Here is a 15,124-nt window from a genome sequence, read left to right as displayed (position 1 = left end):
CCTCATGGTGCGTCCCACCCGGCTTTCGCGTGTCCACGCGCACCTCGTTTTTCACGCGAATGAGCGGATGCGATGCGGCGAAGTGACATATGGCATAATGACAGGCAGCTGTCTGCTAGCGTCGGCTGCACATATAGCACTCCGCCTTATGTCAAACAACCAACAGCCACGACGACAGCGAGGAGCCACCATGCCGAGGGATGTCGACCCGAGCCTCAATCGCCGCAGGCTTCGCATTGCACTCCGCAAGGCCCGCGAGGCCGCGAAGCAGTCACAGGGCCAAGCCGCCCAGGCCCTCGACTGGTCACTGTCCAAGATCATGAGGATCGAGCAGGGAACGGTCAGCCTCTCCGTCACCGATCTGCGCGCTCTCCTCCAGCAGTACGGAGTGACGGATCCGGATCTCGGCGCGGAACTCGAAGAGGCCGCTCGCGGCTCCAAGGGCGCGAGCTGGTGGGCCCAGTACCACGACATCATCGGACCGCAGTTCAGTCAGTACGTGGGGTACGAGAGTGCCGCCGCGTCCATTCGCACGTACAACCCGATCATCGTGCCCGGCTTCCTGCAGACGGACGAGTACGCGATGGCGCTCCTCGCCCCGCGCGTGGCGACGGAGCGGGCGCGGCGGATCGTGGAACTGCGGACAGCGCGCCAAGAGCGCGCTCTGGAGGGCGAGGACCCGCCGTGGACGTTCTTCGTCATCGATGAGGCCGCGCTGCACCGGCAGATCGGCGGTCCGCGCGTGCTGCGCGCCCAGCTGCAGCGCCTCATTGACATGTCGGCACGCCCGAAGGTGTCCCTCCAGGTTCTGCCGTTCACAGCGGGCGCCCACTACTCCACCTTGAGCAGCTTCATCCTGCTCGGCTTCCTCGACGACGAGGACCTGCTTTACCTGGAGGCTCAGGGGAACCAGTCGATCCGTGACGATCACGAGCTGATCGTGCGTCACCAGGAGTGCTTCGAATCCCTGCGCGAGACCGCGTACAGCGGAGATAAAGCCATCGACCTGATCAACCGGGTCAGGGACGGCATTGACAGCAGCTGACCTTCCGGGCCCGAGGAGTCCGGCAGGAGCGAGGAGGCCTCAACATGCCAGCCGCGTTGCGAGAGTGGTGGCGGGGGATTCTCGCGGCCATCAGGCAGGCGCCGTGGCGGGGCGGTGGTACGGGTGGTGCGCAAGGTGCCGATGGGGCCTCCGTCGGCAGCAACGCCGGCGGGGCCGCCCATGTCACCGCCGACGCCGGCGCCGAGCAGCCGACATCCGTCGGCCCCTCCTACAACCAGCTCGTCCGCGAAGCGATGACCGACCAGGGCCGTACGAATCGGATGGACACGCTGGACCGCCATCGCACGGACGACAACGTGCGGATGTTCACGACCAGGATCGTCTACTGCACCGGCTGCATACTCGTTCTGGTGCTGACGCTCACCGGAGTGCTCGTCGTCCTGGCCGCCATCGGCATGACGGGGTTCCGGACGGTCGGCCCGGTGATCGCTGTCTTCTCGGCCCCCGTGATCGCGCTCAGCCGCCAGCTCGCCAGGCTGATCTCGCAGGCGGGGGCAACGCCCACGCTCAGCGACGACCGCCGTGCTGTGGTTCCCGCTCAGCGGCCCGAGCCCAAGGCTGACGATTCTGCCTGAACTCGGCGAAGCCCCACCACAGACCCACGGCCACCGCGGCCACCACGGCCGTGAGGACCCAGACAGCCAGCCGCGCCGCCGTCCCCTCGACCAACAGCGAGGCCGCCGCTCCGACCAGGGTGACGGCCGCACCGAGCAGCACACACCCCGCCACGGCCGCGACGACCCCCGATGCCTTCCGCTTCCCCCCGTGCACGCCGTTCACCAGCCGCCGCACATCGGCAAGATGATGCTCAGTCATCCCGTTCCCCCCTCCCTCTCACCCAGCTCCGACGAGAGCGTTCAGGAACGCTTGCCAGCGCTCGACGGAGAAGACGACGCCGGGTTCCGACGGGTTCTGCGAATCACGGACAATCACCGCTTTCCGCACGAAGGCAATTTCAACACACTCTCCGTCGGCCCCGCTGTAGCTGCTCCTGCGCCAGAACAATCCGGACGAGCTCTCATTGGACACGCCGACCTCCCCCTGCCCGAGAGCCGGCGTCCCTCGACGCGTGTCCGTCGCTCTTCGCCCACGCCGATGCACGATAGCGCCGTGATCTTGGAGGGCCGCCAGGTCCGCCGAGAACCGTCACACCACGTCACGACCGGACCCAATCACTCCTGGACCGCTCTCCGGTTGTCGTGTTCCAGTCTAGGAAAGTTACATTTCCAGGCCTAGGGAGAAACCGGCCCTATGTGGGCCTCGGCACACTCTCCCGCCCCAGGTCAACGGCAAGTTGACGGGCGTTCGTGGGCGTGGTGGACTGCCGGAGCCATTACGGCGGCAGAAGAGGAAGCCGGTGCGAATCCGGCGCGGTCCCGCCACTGTCATCGAGGAGACGACTCCTCGGAAGCCAGGAACTCTCGCCGCCGATCTCGTCGAATCAGGGCGCGGACACCCTGAGTGAGGACATATCGCCATGCGCGGCCGCTCGTTGCCGGTCTCTGTGCCCCTGCCTGTCCAGGCCGGGCCCCTCGCTCTCCTCCGCGTAACGGCCGGCTGAAGCCATGTGTGCCGATCGCGACTTCGCGTACGGCGCCGCCGTCGGCCTCCTCGGTGATCTGTTCCTCGGCGATCCTCGCCGCGGGCATCCGGTCGCCGCGTTCGGTCGGGCCGCGGGAGCCGTCGAGCGTGTGCTGTGGCGTGACCACCGCGGGTGGGGCGCCCTGCATGCCGTGGTGTGCGCCGGGGGTGCGGCAGGTGCCGCTGCCCTGGCCTCTTCCCTTGTACGTGAATCACGCGCCGCATCCGTCGCGCTGACCGCCGCCACCACCTGGGCCGTGGTCGGCGGGACCTCGCTGGGCCGCGAGGCGCGGGCCGTCGGCGGGGCGCTCGCCGCCGGGGACATCGAGGTGGCAAGGGAGCGGCTTCCGCATCTGTGCGGCCGTGATCCGCAGGCCCTCGACGCCGACGGCATCGCGCGGGCCGTGGTCGAGTCCGTCGCCGAGAACACGTCCGACGCGGTCGTCGGCGCCTTGGTGTGGGGGGCGCTCGGCGGGGTTCCCGGGCTCGTCGCCTTCCGGGCCGTGAACACGCTCGACGCCATGGTCGGGCACAAGTCCGTGAAGTACCGGCGGTACGGGTGGGCCTCCGCGCGGCTCGACGATGTTCTGGGGTGGCCCGGGGCCCGGCTCACCGCGGTGCTCGCCGCTGCCGCCGGGGATGCGCCACGAGGGGCCCTGCGGGCCTGGCGTACCGACGCCGCCAAGCATCCGAGCCCCAACGCGGGGCCGGTCGAGACCTCCTTCGCCGGGGCGTTGGGGGTAAGGCTCGGGGGGACCCTCTCGTACGGAGGCCGGGTCGAGCACCGGCCTGTCCTGAACGGGGACGGGCGGGACGTCGAAGTCGCCGACATCGAGCGGGCCGTGAAGCTTTCGCGACGGGTCGGGCTGCTTGCCCTGGGGGTCGCCGCAGTGGTGAGCACTATGCGGAAAGGCAGGGCCTGATGAGTGGTGGGCTGCTCGTGGCCGGGACCACGTCCGACGCGGGGAAGAGCGTGATCACTGCCGGGATCTGCCGGTGGCTGGCCCGCAAGGGGGTCTCCGTCGCGCCCTTCAAGGCGCAGAACATGTCCCTCAACTCCTTCGTCACGCGCGAGGGCGCCGAGATCGGGCGGGCCCAGGCCATGCAGGCGCAGGCCGCCCGGGTCGAGCCGAGCGCGCTGATGAACCCCGTGCTGCTCAAGCCGGGCAGTGACCGCAGCAGCCAGGTCGTCCTCATGGGAAAGCCCGTGGGCGAGATGAGTGCGCGCGGCTATCACGGTGGGCGCCAGGAACAGCTGCTCTCCACCGTCGTGGGATGTCTCGAAGAACTTCGGGGCAGCTATGACGCCGTGATCTGCGAAGGCGCGGGCAGTCCCGCCGAGATCAATCTGCGGCGTACGGACATCGTGAACATGGGGATCGCGCGGGCCGCCCGCTTCCCGGTCATCGTGGTCGGCGACATCGACCGCGGCGGCGTCTTCGCCTCCTTCTTCGGGACGACGGCGCTGCTCAGCGCCGAGGACCAGGAACTGGTCGCCGGGTATCTCGTCAACAAGTTCCGTGGCGACGTCTCGCTGCTCGAACCGGGGCTCGACATGCTTCATGAGCTCACCGGGCGGCGTACGTTCGGCGTGCTTCCCTTCCAGCACGGTCTCGGTATCGACGAGGAGGACGGGCTCCGGGTGTCCCTGCGGGGCGCCGTACGGGAGTCCGTCGTCGCTCCCCCGGTCGGTGAGGACGTGCTGCGGGTCGCCGTCTGTGCCGTGCCGCTGATGTCGAACTTCACGGACGTGGACGCCCTGGCCGCCGAACCCGGCGTCGTGGTGCGGTTCGTTGACCGCGCCGATGAACTCGTCGACGCCGATCTCGTGGTCGTACCGGGGACGCGCGGCACGGTCCGCGCCCTGCAGTGGCTGCGCGAGCGCGGTCTCGCGGACGCCATCGCGCGCCGCGCTGCCGAGGGGCGGCCCGTGCTCGGTATCTGCGGCGGCTTCCAGGTCCTCGGCGAGCACATCGAGGACGACGTCGAGTCACGGGCAGGAGCCGTGGACGGGCTCGGCCTGCTGCCCGTGCGCGTGCGGTTCGCACGCGAGAAGACCCTCGCACGGCCGGTCGGCGAGGCGCTCGGCGAACCCGTCGAGGGGTACGAGATCCATCACGGCGTCGCCGAAGTCCTCGGCGGAGAGCCCTTCCTGGACGGCTGCCGCGTGGGTGAAGTGTGGGGCACGCACTGGCACGGGTCGCTGGAGAGCGACGCGTTCCGGCGCCGCTTCCTGACCGAGGTCGCCCGCGCCGCCGGGCGCCGTTTCGTGCCGGCGCCCGACACCAGCTTCGGTGTTCTGCGCGAGGAGCAGCTCGACCTGCTCGGCGACCTGATCGAGCAGCATGCGGACACGGACGCGCTGCTCCGCCTGATCGAGACCGGCGCCCCGTCCGGCCTCCCCTTCATCGCACCCGGGGCGCCCCCACGACCGGCGGAGGGGGACGGGTGAGAGCCGCTGCTCCCTGGGCGAGAGCCGCCGCCCCCTGCCCCGCCCTGAACCACGTAATGGAGGCCTTGTGAGTACCCCCTATCCGTTCACCGCTCTCGTCGGACAGGACGACCTGCGGCTCGCCCTGCTGCTCAACGCCGTCTCGCCCGCCGTCGGCGGTGTGCTCGTGCGCGGAGAGAAGGGCACCGCCAAGTCCACCGCCGTGCGGGCCCTTTCGGCCTTGCTGCCGCAGGTGCCCGTCGTCGCCGGATGCCGCTTCTCCTGCGACCCGGCCGCCCCGGACCCCGCCTGCCCCGACGGTCCGCACGACGTCGGCGGGGCATCGGTGCGGGACGCGCGGATGGTCGAGCTGCCCGTCGGAGCCTCCGAGGACCGTCTTGTCGGGGCGCTCGACATCGAGCGGGCGCTCGCCGAGGGCGTGAAGGCCTTCGAGCCGGGTCTTCTCGCCGACGCCCATCGCGGCATCCTCTACGTCGACGAAGTCAACCTGCTGCACGACCACTTGGTCGACCTGCTGCTCGACGCCGCCGCCATGGGCGCTTCGTACGTCGAGCGCGAGGGCGTGTCGGTGCGGCATGCGGCGCGGTTCCTGCTCGTGGGCACCATGAACCCCGAAGAGGGCGAACTGCGCCCGCAGTTGCTCGACCGGTTCGGGCTCACCGTAGAGGTCGCCGCGTCGCGCGAGACCGATCAGCGGGTCGAGGTCGTGCGCCGACGGCTCGCGTACGACGACGACGCGGAGAACTTCGCCGCGCGGTGGCACGAGGACGAGTCCGCGCTGCGGGACCGGATCGTCGCGGCACGTGCGCTGCTCCCCCAAGTGCGGCTCGGAGACGGCGCGTTGCGGCAGATCGCCGCCACCTGCGCGGCCTTCGAGGTCGACGGGATGCGGGCCGACATCGTGATGGCGCGTACGGCGACGGCGCTTGCCGCCTGGGCCGGGCGCAGCGACGTACTCGCCGAGGATGTACGGCAGGCCGCTCTCCTCGCGCTTCCGCACCGGCGCCGTCGCAACCCCTTCGACGCGCCGGGCCTCGACGAGGACAAGCTCGACGACACGCTGGAGCAGAACGGCGACGACGACAACGGGGACGACGGGGGCGACGACCCCGAGCCCGACGGCGACGGCCCCGATGGCGGCGGGCAGCCGCCCCAGGAAGGACCCGACGCCCCCGAGGCGCCCGAAGCCCCGGCGCCCGACGCACATGACGCCCCCGCCGCCGACAACGAGAGCCAGCGCGAGAACGGGCAGGACGAAGACGCGTCCCCCGCGCAGGCTCCCGCCGCCGGTGGCGGTGAACAGCGGGCCGTGCAGGCCGCCGAGCCGTTCCGAACGAAGATGCTGAGCGTCCCCGGTCTCGGTGAGGGTGCCGCGGGCCGGCGCTCAAGGGCGCGGACCGAGCACGGCCGGACCACCGGCGCCCGGCGGCCCCGAGGGGCGCTCACCAAGCTGCACCTGGCGGCCACCGTGCAGGCGGCCGCCCCGCATCAGCGGGCACGCGGGCGCGCGGGCCGGGGGCTCGTCGTGCGGCGGGACGATCTGCGGCAGGCGACGCGGGAGGGGCGTGAGGGCAACCTCGTGCTCTTCGTCGTGGACGCCTCCGGATCCATGGCGGCGCGGCAGCGGATGAGTGCCGTGAAGGGAGCGGTGCTCTCACTGCTTCTCGACGCCTACCAGCGCCGGGACAAGGTCGGGCTCGTCACCTTCCGCGGGGCCGATGCCGAGGTGGCGTTGCCGCCGACCTCGTCCGTCGACGCTGCTGCCGCCCGCCTGGAGACGCTGCCCACGGGCGGGCGTACGCCGGTCGCGGCCGGGCTGCTCAAGGCGCACGACGTGCTGCGCGTGGAGCGCCTTCGCGACCCGGCACGGCGCCCCCTGGTCGTGGTCGTCACGGACGGCAGGGCCACGGGAGGCGTGGAGCCGGTGGCCCGGGCGGGGCGCGCCGCGCGTCTTTTCGCGGCCGCCAACATCGCCTCCGTGGTCGTCGACTGCGAGTCGGGGCACATCCGGCTCGGGCTCGCGGGGCAACTGGCGGGCGAGCTCGGCGGGACGGCCGTGACACTCGACGAGCTGCGGGCGGACTCCATCGCCGGGCTCGTCAAGGACGTACAGGGAACTCAGATGCAGATGAGGAGCGTGGCCTGATGCCGCAGGGACAGCCGAACGTGGTGCCGGACGACGGGCTCACCACGCGTCAGCGGCGCAACCGACCGCTGGTCATGGTGCACACCGGGATCGGCAAGGGAAAGTCCACCGCGGCTTTCGGGATGGCGCTGCGAGCCTGGAATCAGGGGTGGCCCATCGGGGTCTTCCAGTTCGTGAAGTCGGCGAAGTGGAAGGTCGGCGAGGAGAACGCCCTGAAGGTGCTCGGCGCGAGCGAAGAGGGCGGGTCAGTCACCTGGAACAAGATGGGCGAGGGCTGGTCGTGGATCCAGCGGGAGCCCGCCGAGGGCGAGCCCAGCCACGAGGACAAGGCCCGCGAGGGGTGGGAGCAGGTCAAGCGTGACCTCGCCGCCGAGACGTACTCCCTGTACGTCCTCGATGAGTTCGCCTATCTCCTGCACTGGGGCTGGATCGACGTGGACGAGGTGATCGAGGTTCTCCGGGACCGTCCCGGGCACCAGCACGTCATCATCACCGGGCGCTACGCACCCGAGGCCCTGGTCGAGTTCGCCGATCTCGTCACCGACATGTCCAAGGTCAAGCACCCGATGGACGCGGGGCAGAAGGGCCAGAGGGGCATCGAGTGGTAGCTCGGCTCGTCGTCGCCGCGCCGTCTTCCGGAAGCGGGAAGACGACCGTGGCCACGGGGTTGATGGCCGCGTTCACGGCGGCAGGGCTCGCGGTGTCCCCGCACAAGGTGGGCCCCGACTACATCGACCCCGGGTATCACGCGCTGGCCACGGGGCGCCCCGGGCGGAATCTCGACGCGTACATGTGCGGCCCCCAGATGGTGGCGCCCTTGTTCAACCATGGGGCGCGCGGGGCCGATCTCGCCGTGGTCGAGGGTGTCATGGGGCTGTACGACGGGGCTTCCGGGCAGGGTGAGCTCGCCTCCACCGCGCATGTGTCGAAGCTGCTCCGTGCGCCGGTGGTCCTTGTCGTCGACGCGTCGTCGCAGTCCCGCTCCGTCGCCGCCCTTGTGCACGGGTTCGCGTCCTGGGACCCGGAGGTGCGGCTCGGGGGCGTGATCCTCAACAAGGTGGGGTCCGCGCGGCACGAGGAGCTGCTGCGGGACGCACTCGGCGAGTCCGGGGTGCCCGTGCTCGGCGCTCTTGGCCGGGTGCAGCAGGTTCGGGCACCCTCACGGCATCTGGGGCTCGTCCCGGTGGCCGAGCGGCAGGCCGAAGCCGTCGATTCGGTGGCCGCGCTGGCCTCCCGGGTGCGGGAGGGCTGCGATCTCGACGCGCTTCTCGCGCTGGCGCGCAGTGCGCCCGCGATGACCGGTGAGACGTGGGATCCGGGGCTGCCGCAAGGCGAAGGCCATGGCGGGGGCGAGAGCGAAAGCCAAGGCCGTCGCCCCGTGGTCGCCGTCGCGGGCGGGGCCGCGTTCACCTTCTCCTACGCCGAGCACACCGAGCTGCTCACCGCCGCGGGCGCCGACGTGGTCACCTTCGATCCGCTGCACGACGAGGAGCTTCCGCCCGGCACCGCGGGACTGATCATCGGGGGCGGTTTCCCCGAGGTGTACGCACCCGAGCTCTCCGCCAACGAGCCGCTGCGGAAAGTCGTCGCGGAGCTGGCGCTGAGCGGTGCGCCCGTCGCCGCCGAATGCGCCGGGTTGCTCTATCTGACCCGGGAGTTGGACGGAAAGCCGATGTGCGGTGTGCTCGACGCCCGCTCCCACATGTCCGAGCGGCTCACGCTCGGGTACCGCGAGGCCGTCGCCGTGTCCGAAAGCCCGCTCGCGGTGGTCGGGACCCGGATGCGCGGGCACGAGTTCCACCGCACCGTCGTCGAACCGGGCGCCGGGGCGGCTCCCGCCTGGGGGCTGCACTCCCCCGAACGGCGCGTCGAAGGCTTCGTACAACAGGGTGTGCACGCGAGTTATCTGCACACGCACTGGGCCGCCGAGCCGGGTATCGCACGTCGGTTCGTGGAGAGGTGCCGGGGATGAGCGGTACGCCGGTCGGGTCCGGGGGCGGCCGGAGCGGGAACCGGTGACCTCGATCCACGCCCCGGCCTCACTCCGCGATGCCCACCACCAGCCAGATGAACGCCGCCCCCGCCACCGTGCACAGCAGCGTCGAGCGCGCCGGATGCTCGTGGTGTGCCTCCGGCAGGATCTCCGCGGCGGCCAGATAGAGCAGCGCGCCGCCGAAGAAGCCGAGATATCCCCCGAGCAGTTGCTCCGGAATGGTGAACAGGAGCGTCGATGCGGCGCCCACCACCGGGGCCACCGCGTCCGCGAAGAGCATCGCGAGGGCCTTGCGGCGGGCGTTCCCGTACAGGCTGGTGAGCGTGTACGTGTTGAAGCCGTCCGCGAAGTCATGGGCGATGACCGCGAGCGCCACCGCCACGCCCATGCCGCCGCCCACCTGGAACGCGGCACCGATCGCGACACCGTCCATGACGCTGTGTCCGACCATCGCCCCGGCCGCCGTCAGGCCCACCTGCGGGACCCGGCCGTTCGTGTCCTCGCCCGCCCCGTGGGCGGCCTGGCGGCCCGCGAGGAGGTGTTCCACCAGGTGCGCGGTGAGGAAGCCCGCGACGAACAGGAGCAGCGCCGCCGGTACGCCGAAGACCGGACCGCCCGCGGCGTCCAGCGCCTCGGGCAGCAGGTCGAGGCCGACCACGCCGAGCATCAGGCCGCCCGCGAGCCCCAGGACGAGGTGGCGCCGGTCGGTGACCCGCTGGGCCGTCCAGCCGCCCACCAGGGTCATCACAAAGGCGCCGAGCGCCACGAACACCGCCATGCGCCCTTGCTAGCCGATTGACCCCCTGCCCCGCACATCCACATCCGGCCCGCCGCGTGGACACCGACCCGTTTCTGTCCCGTTTCCGTCTCGTACGAGAGGAGCCCCACCCATGGCCGACGGGCCGACCGACCTCGCGCGGACGGGGGCCATCGAACACACGAGGGAAGGCGCAGAGATGCTCGACCCGGTGACGGTGTCCCTCGAACAGGTGACAGCCCTCCATGAGCGGGCCTCCGTGGAGACTGGGGCCGTGTGCGGTGGCTCTCTCGTGGTGGGCGTCGGTGCGGGCAAGGGCGTGCCCGCCGAAGAAGTCCTCGGTCTCGTCGAGGACACCCTTCGGGACGCGGGACTCTCCCTCGCCCGCGTCGCCGCGTTGACGACCGTCGACGCGAAGGCCGAGGAGCCCGGCATCGTCGAGGCGGCGGCGCGGCTCCGGGTACCGCTCGTGACGTACGCGGCCGACGAGTTGGCCGGTGTCGACGTGCCGAACCCCTCCGGCGCGTCGCTCGCCGCCGTGGGGACGCCCTCCGTGGCGGAGGCCGCCGCGCTGTGCGGTGGCGGTGAACTTGTCGTGCCCAAGCGGAAGTCGGCGCCCCCAGGCCGTGCGCCCATGGTGACCTGTGCGATCGTGCGCCGCGGGCCCGCGATGAACGCGATGAGCGCGATGAAGACGCCGCGGGTGTCCGCACCTGATCCGAACGAAACAGGCAAAGCAATCAAGGAGTCCGAGTGACCACCCCGCCCGCACCGCTCCCCGCACTGCTCATCGCCGGACACGGCACCCGGGACGAGGCCGGGGCGGCCGCCTTCCGGGGCTTCGTGCGGGAACTCGCCCGCCGCAACCCCGAACTCCCGGTCGCCGGCGGCCTGCTCGGCCTTTCGGCGCCGTCGCCGCCGTCACCGCCGCCATTGGCCGACGCGGTCACCGACCTCGTGGACCGGGGCGTGAAACGTTTCGCGTCCGTACCGCTGACGCTGGTGCCGGACGAGCAAGCAGGAGGCGACATCCCCGCGGCGCTCACCCGTGAGAAGGAGCGCCACCCCGGCATCTCGTACGCCCACGGCCGCCCGCTCGGCCCGCACCCCTCGCTCCTGAACGTCCTCGGCCGCCGCCTGGACGAGGCTCTCGGCGGCCCGGCCCGCACTCCGCAGGACCGCGCGAACGTCATGGTGCTGCTCGTGGGGCGCGGTTCGACCGACCCGCAGGCCAACGCCGAGGTGCACAGGGCGGCCCGGCTGCTGTGGGAGGGGCGCGGTTACGCGGGTGTGGAGACGGCGTTCGTGTCGCTCGCGGCGCCGGACGTGCCGTCTGGGCTCGACCGCTGCGTACGTCTGGGAGCGAAGCGGATCGTCGTCCTGCCCTACTTCCTCTTCACCGGCACCCTGCCGGAGCGGGTCCTCCAGCAGACGGAAGGCTGGGCGGCGGCGCACCCGGAGACCGAGGTGCGCTCGGCGGATGTGATCGGCCCCGAGGAAGAGCTGCTCGACCTCGTCATGGAGCGCTACCGGGAGGCGGTCGGCGGCGATGACGCACATACCCGCTGAGTACGACGTCGAGTACGACGGCGGACCGGACCTGCGCCATCACGGGGATGCCGAGGTCCGCGGCGCCGCCGACCTCACCGACCTCGCGGTGAACGTCCGCGCGAACACCCCGCCCGCCTGGCTCAAGCGACACCTCGCCGCCTCGCTCGACGGCCTGGCCGCCTACCCGGACGGCCAAGTGGCACGGGCGGCGGTGGCGGCGCGGCACGGCGTGACGCCGGACCGGGTGCTGCTCACGTCGGGCGCGGCTGAGGCGTTCGTGCTCCTTGCGCGCGCCCTGAAGGTGCGTAAGCCCGTGGTGGTCCACCCGCAGTTCACCGAGCCGGAGGCGGCGCTGCGGGATGCGGGGCATGTGGTGGGGCGGGTGCTGCTGCGGGAGGAGGACGGGTTCCGCCTCTCGGGGGCGGCGGTCCCGCAGGACGCGGACCTGGTCGTCATCGGCAACCCGACGAACCCGACATCGGTCCTTCACCCGTCCGCCTCGATATCCGAACTCGCCCGCCCAGGGCGGTACTTGGTGGTGGATGAGGCGTTCATGGACGCGGTGCCGGGTGAGCGGGATGCGCTGGCCGGCCGTACGGACGTACCAGGGCTTGTGGTGCTGCGGAGCCTCACCAAGACATGGGGTCTTGCGGGGCTGCGGATCGGCTACGTCCTGTCCGATCCGGAGACGATCGCGACGCTGTCAGGAGCGCAGCCGCTCTGGCCGGTGTCCTCTCCCGCGCTCGCGGCGGCGGAGGCGTGCGTGGCGCCTGCGGCGCTGGCCGAGGCGTCTGACGCGGCGCTGCGGATCGCCGCCGATCGGGCCCATCTCCTGGACGGGCTCAGGGAGTTCGCGCCCCACGGGGTGCGAGCCGTCGAGCCCGCCGAGGGGCCCTTCATCCTGCTCCGGGCCCCCGAGGCCCCGGCCCTCCGTGAACGCCTGCGGGAGCGGGGGTTCGCGTTGCGGCGGGGGGATACGTTTCCGGGGCTCGGGGCCGAGTGGCTGCGGGTGGCGGTGCGTGACCCGGGGACGACGGATCGGTTGCTGGGGGCGGTGCGGGCGGTGCTGGGGAGCTGAGGACTTTCCCTTCCCCGACCCCGCCCCTTCCCACAGACCTGCTGGGCGCGGGGGCCCTGTGCCTTGTGCGTACCGTCATCACCGGCTCCGCCGAGTTCGTCCTCAATCGCCGGACGGGCTGATGGGGTTCAGCCCTTGCGCACCCGCCGAGCCATGATCACCGCGCCACCACCCGCGGCAAGCAGCATCACGCCGCCGCCCACCAGGTACGGCGTCGACGAGTTGCCCCCGGTCTCGGCGAGATTCGCTTCCTTCGGCTTCTCCGCCACCGGCTTCTCCCCCGTGCCCCCCTGCGGCTTCACCGGGGCCGAGGGCTCGGGCTTCGCGGCCGCCGCCGGTGCCTCGCACGACGCGCCCGCCAGCGTCACCGTCCCCTCGACCTCCGCGACGTTCAGCTTCAGGGGATTCACGGACACCTTCAGCTCAAGGGCTGAAGCAGCCGCCGTACGCGACGTCGTGTGCGTCTTCGACAGGTCGAGCCGCACCTCTCCGACGCCCGGTACCTCCACGTGGGTCGTGCCCCCCGCCGACAGCGTGACCTTCTTGCCGAGCACCGTCACGCCGCCCAGCAGGTTCGCCTCGGCGACAGGCCGCTTGCCCGCCGCGCAGACCGCTTTGGACGTCACCTGCTCGACCTCGATGAGGGACAGCAGCGGGAGGCCCGGCACATGCACCTTGGCCCGCGCGATGTTGCTGTAGCCCTGCGCCTTCCCGTCCTCGACGGTCGCCTTCGCGGTGGCGACGTCCGCCCGAAGGACGCTGAACGGCTGCCCGCCATTAACCCCGTCCAGGTCGGCGGTGAGCGTGGTCTTCTCGGCACTCGCCGGCGCCTGTACTTCGTTGAGCGCGACCTTGAGCGGGACGTTCAGGGTCTTGTTGAGCAGGGACACGTCGAGCCCGGTACGCAGCACGACGGCGTTGGCACGGCCCTTGTCGCCGCCCGTCGCCGAGGCGGGTCCCGCGGTGGCGAGCGCCGCGGGACCCGCGACGAGGACCGTGGCGGTGGCGATCACGCCGAGGCGGCGTGCGGGCAGGCGGAAGGTGTTGCTGTTCAAGGTGGTGGAACCCCCACAAGAGTTACGGAGCCGCCGGAAGCCTCGCGCTTCGCTGGATGGGGACATCGCATGAGCACGACACCGGCAACATCGACAGGGGGAATCTTTACGCACTGAGAGTGAATAGCCAGCGACCAAGCGTGAGTTCACTCCAAAGGGAGGTTTCCGTCCCTGCTTTCGAATCTTCCGGCACGTACGTTCCCCACAGTCACCCGAGCAACTCCCTGGCTCGAACACGGCGGTTGACGCGGCCGCCGTGGCCGAATCGTGTGCAACGAACCGAGGGCCCTACACGTAACGCTCCGTCAACATGAGTCAGCTGGAGGGGGCTTCGAGCTACCCCACCACCCTCCCGTTCAGCACCACCCTCCGCGGATTCCCCAGCACCCCCACGTCCTCCCGGGGATCGGCCCCGTACACCACCAGGTCCGCCGGTGCCCCCTCCACCAGGCCGGGGCGCCCCAGCCAGGACCTCGCCCCCCACGTCGTCGCCGACAGCGCGTCCACCGCCGGGATCCCGGCGTGCCTCAGTTCGGCCACCTCGGCCGCGACCAGGCCGTGGGCCAGCGAACCGCCCGCGTCCGTACCGGCATACACGGGCACCCCCGCGTCGTACGCGGCCCGTACCGTGTCGTAGCGCCGGTCGTACAGCCGCCGCATGTGCCGCGACCACTTGGGGAACTTCGATTCGCCGCCATCGGCCAGCTGCGGGAACGTCGCGATGTTCACCAGGGTCGGGACGATCGCCACGCCCCGTTCGGCGAAGAGCGGGATGGTGTCCTCGGTCAGGCCCGTGGCGTGCTCGATGCAGTCGATGCCCGCCCCCACCAGGTCGCGCAGAGAGTCCTCGGCGAAGCAGTGGGCCGTCACCCGCGCGCCCAGGCGGTGGGCCTCGGTGATCGCCGCCTCCACCTCGGGCCGTGGCCAGCACGCCGTCAGGTCGCCCGCGTCGCGGTCGATCCAGTCGCCGACCAGCTTGACCCAGCCGTCGCCGCGCCGGGCCTCCTGGGCGACGTACGCGACGAGGTCGGACGGCTCGATCTCGTGGGCGTAGTTGCGGATGTAGCGGCGCGTGCGCGCGATGTGGCGGCCCGCCCGGATGATCTTCGGGAGGTCCTCACGGTCGTCGATCCAGCGGGTGTCGGACGGGGAGCCCGCGTCGCGGATCAGGAGGGTGCCGATCTCGCGGTCGGTCAGCGCCTGCTTCTCCGCCACGTCCGCCTCCACCGGGCCATGTGTGTCCAGGCCCACGTGGCAGTGCGCGTCGACCAGGCCGGGGAGCGTCCAGCCCTGGAGGGTGACGTCGGGCGCCGCCGAAGGACGGTCGTACGTCACCCTGCCCCCGACCACCCACAATTCGTCCCGGACCTCGTCCGGGCCGACGAGCACCCGCCCCTTCACGTGCAGCACCGTGTGATCGCTCATGTACAGCAGCTTAGGAGCCG

The 15,124-nt window shown here is 71.3% G+C and carries 13 protein-coding genes, 2 pseudogenes and 1 riboswitch; of the genes and pseudogenes, 10 read left to right on the top strand and 5 right to left on the bottom strand.

The features are described from left to right. Positions 1–190: 190 nt before the first annotated feature. Both ACFQ7F_RS23400 and ACFQ7F_RS23395 read left to right on the top strand, forming a co-directional pair. Positions 191–1,045, top strand: coding sequence for a helix-turn-helix domain-containing protein (locus ACFQ7F_RS23400; protein ID WP_383273424.1), 855 nt, complete (start codon positions 191–193; stop codon positions 1,043–1,045). A gap of 44 nt (positions 1,046–1,089) precedes the next feature. Then, the gene (locus tag ACFQ7F_RS23395) at positions 1,090–1,641 is read left to right on the top strand and encodes a hypothetical protein (protein ID WP_383273422.1); all 552 of its coding nucleotides are present in this window, start codon (positions 1,090–1,092) and stop codon (positions 1,639–1,641) included. On the opposite strand, the gene ACFQ7F_RS23390 is transcribed toward ACFQ7F_RS23395, so the two are convergent. Next, complete coding sequence (locus ACFQ7F_RS23390; protein WP_383273420.1) at positions 1,574–1,882, bottom strand: hypothetical protein; 309 nt, start codon at positions 1,880–1,882, stop codon at positions 1,574–1,576. The two genes, ACFQ7F_RS23395 and ACFQ7F_RS23390, sit on opposite strands and share 68 nt — an antisense overlap. Positions 1,883–1,900: 18 nt before the next feature. Then, the gene (locus ACFQ7F_RS23385; RefSeq protein WP_383273418.1) at positions 1,901–2,095 is read right to left on the bottom strand and encodes a DUF397 domain-containing protein; all 195 of its coding nucleotides are present in this window, start codon (positions 2,093–2,095) and stop codon (positions 1,901–1,903) included. Between the two features lie 271 nt (positions 2,096–2,366). Further along, positions 2,367–2,510: riboswitch (cobalamin riboswitch) on the top strand. Positions 2,511–2,631: 121 nt separating this feature from the next. Here ACFQ7F_RS23385 and ACFQ7F_RS23380 point away from each other — a divergent pair. From ACFQ7F_RS23380 to ACFQ7F_RS23360, 5 genes and pseudogenes are all read left to right on the top strand, one after another. Next, positions 2,632–3,570 carry a cobalamin biosynthesis protein gene (locus ACFQ7F_RS23380; protein ID WP_383273416.1) on the top strand — a complete coding sequence of 313 codons (939 nt, stop codon included), beginning with the start codon at positions 2,632–2,634 and terminating at the stop codon, positions 3,568–3,570. Next, positions 3,570–5,170 (top strand): annotated as a pseudogene (locus ACFQ7F_RS23375) (cobyric acid synthase). The gene ACFQ7F_RS23380 and the pseudogene ACFQ7F_RS23375 overlap by 1 nt, the downstream one beginning before the upstream one ends. After that, a complete protein-coding gene (locus ACFQ7F_RS23370) occupies positions 5,167–7,245 on the top strand; it encodes a putative cobaltochelatase (protein WP_383273414.1) in 2,079 nt (692 codons plus the stop codon). Before ACFQ7F_RS23375 ends, ACFQ7F_RS23370 begins: the two are co-directional and overlap by 4 nt. Further along, a complete protein-coding gene (gene cobO, locus ACFQ7F_RS23365) occupies positions 7,245–7,853 on the top strand; it encodes a cob(I)yrinic acid a,c-diamide adenosyltransferase (RefSeq protein WP_383273412.1) in 609 nt (202 codons plus the stop codon). The genes ACFQ7F_RS23370 and cobO overlap by 1 nt, the downstream gene beginning before the upstream one ends. Next, the gene (locus tag ACFQ7F_RS23360; RefSeq protein WP_383273410.1) at positions 7,847–9,217 is read left to right on the top strand and encodes a cobyrinate a,c-diamide synthase; all 1,371 of its coding nucleotides are present in this window, start codon (positions 7,847–7,849) and stop codon (positions 9,215–9,217) included. Before cobO ends, ACFQ7F_RS23360 begins: the two co-directional genes overlap by 7 nt. 67 nt (positions 9,218–9,284) lie before the next feature. Here ACFQ7F_RS23360 and ACFQ7F_RS23355 read toward each other — a convergent pair whose 3' ends face one another. Beyond that, positions 9,285–10,016, bottom strand: coding sequence for a ZIP family metal transporter (locus ACFQ7F_RS23355; RefSeq protein WP_383273408.1), 732 nt, complete (start codon positions 10,014–10,016; stop codon positions 9,285–9,287). A 265-nt stretch (positions 10,017–10,281) separates the two neighbouring features. Here ACFQ7F_RS23355 and ACFQ7F_RS23350 point away from each other — a divergent pair. The 3 genes and pseudogenes from ACFQ7F_RS23350 to cobC form a co-directional block, all read left to right on the top strand. Next, positions 10,282–10,656, top strand: a pseudogene (locus tag ACFQ7F_RS23350) (cobalamin biosynthesis protein); the annotation flags it as partial. Between the two features lie 92 nt (positions 10,657–10,748). Then, entirely contained in the window at positions 10,749–11,564 is an 816-nt protein-coding gene (locus ACFQ7F_RS23345; protein WP_383273406.1) for a sirohydrochlorin chelatase, read from the top strand. Next, positions 11,545–12,624: an Rv2231c family pyridoxal phosphate-dependent protein CobC gene (cobC, locus tag ACFQ7F_RS23340; RefSeq protein ID WP_383273404.1), complete on the top strand. Its 1,080-nt coding sequence runs from the start codon at positions 11,545–11,547 to the stop codon at positions 12,622–12,624. The genes ACFQ7F_RS23345 and cobC overlap by 20 nt, the downstream gene beginning before the upstream one ends. 128 nt (positions 12,625–12,752) lie before the next feature. Here the strand turns inward: cobC and ACFQ7F_RS23335 are convergent, their stop codons facing one another. After that, positions 12,753–13,679, bottom strand: a complete 927-nt coding sequence (locus tag ACFQ7F_RS23335) for an SCO1860 family LAETG-anchored protein (protein ID WP_383273402.1) — start codon at positions 13,677–13,679, stop codon at positions 12,753–12,755. A 336-nt stretch (positions 13,680–14,015) separates the two neighbouring features. Next, the gene (locus ACFQ7F_RS23330) at positions 14,016–15,104 is read right to left on the bottom strand and encodes an amidohydrolase family protein (RefSeq protein WP_383273400.1); all 1,089 of its coding nucleotides are present in this window, start codon (positions 15,102–15,104) and stop codon (positions 14,016–14,018) included. Between the last annotated feature and the right edge of the window lie 20 nt (positions 15,105–15,124).

It is taken from the genome of Streptomyces sp. NPDC056486, assembly GCF_042795295.1.
Taxonomy (GTDB): Bacteria; Actinomycetota; Actinomycetes; order Streptomycetales; family Streptomycetaceae; genus Streptomyces.
This window is presented reverse-complemented; position numbering and strand designations above follow the sequence as displayed.

Excerpts from the sequence above, each read along its gene's own strand:
- ACFQ7F_RS23390 (WP_383273420.1), bottom strand. The coding sequence starts at position 1,882 with ATGACTGAGCATCATCTTGCCGATGTGCGGCGGCTGGTGAACGGCGTG.
- ACFQ7F_RS23400 (WP_383273424.1), top strand. The coding sequence starts at position 191 with ATGCCGAGGGATGTCGACCCGAGCCTCAATCGCCGCAGGCTTCGCATT.
- cobO (WP_383273412.1), top strand. The coding sequence starts at position 7,245 with ATGCCGCAGGGACAGCCGAACGTGGTGCCGGACGACGGGCTCACCACG.
- ACFQ7F_RS23330 (WP_383273400.1), bottom strand. The coding sequence starts at position 15,104 with ATGAGCGATCACACGGTGCTGCACGTGAAGGGGCGGGTGCTCGTCGGC.
- cobC (WP_383273404.1), top strand. The coding sequence starts at position 11,545 with ATGACGCACATACCCGCTGAGTACGACGTCGAGTACGACGGCGGACCG.
- ACFQ7F_RS23380 (WP_383273416.1), top strand. The coding sequence starts at position 2,632 with ATGTGTGCCGATCGCGACTTCGCGTACGGCGCCGCCGTCGGCCTCCTC.
- ACFQ7F_RS23395 (WP_383273422.1), top strand. The coding sequence starts at position 1,090 with ATGCCAGCCGCGTTGCGAGAGTGGTGGCGGGGGATTCTCGCGGCCATC.
- ACFQ7F_RS23355 (WP_383273408.1), bottom strand. The coding sequence starts at position 10,016 with ATGGCGGTGTTCGTGGCGCTCGGCGCCTTTGTGATGACCCTGGTGGGC.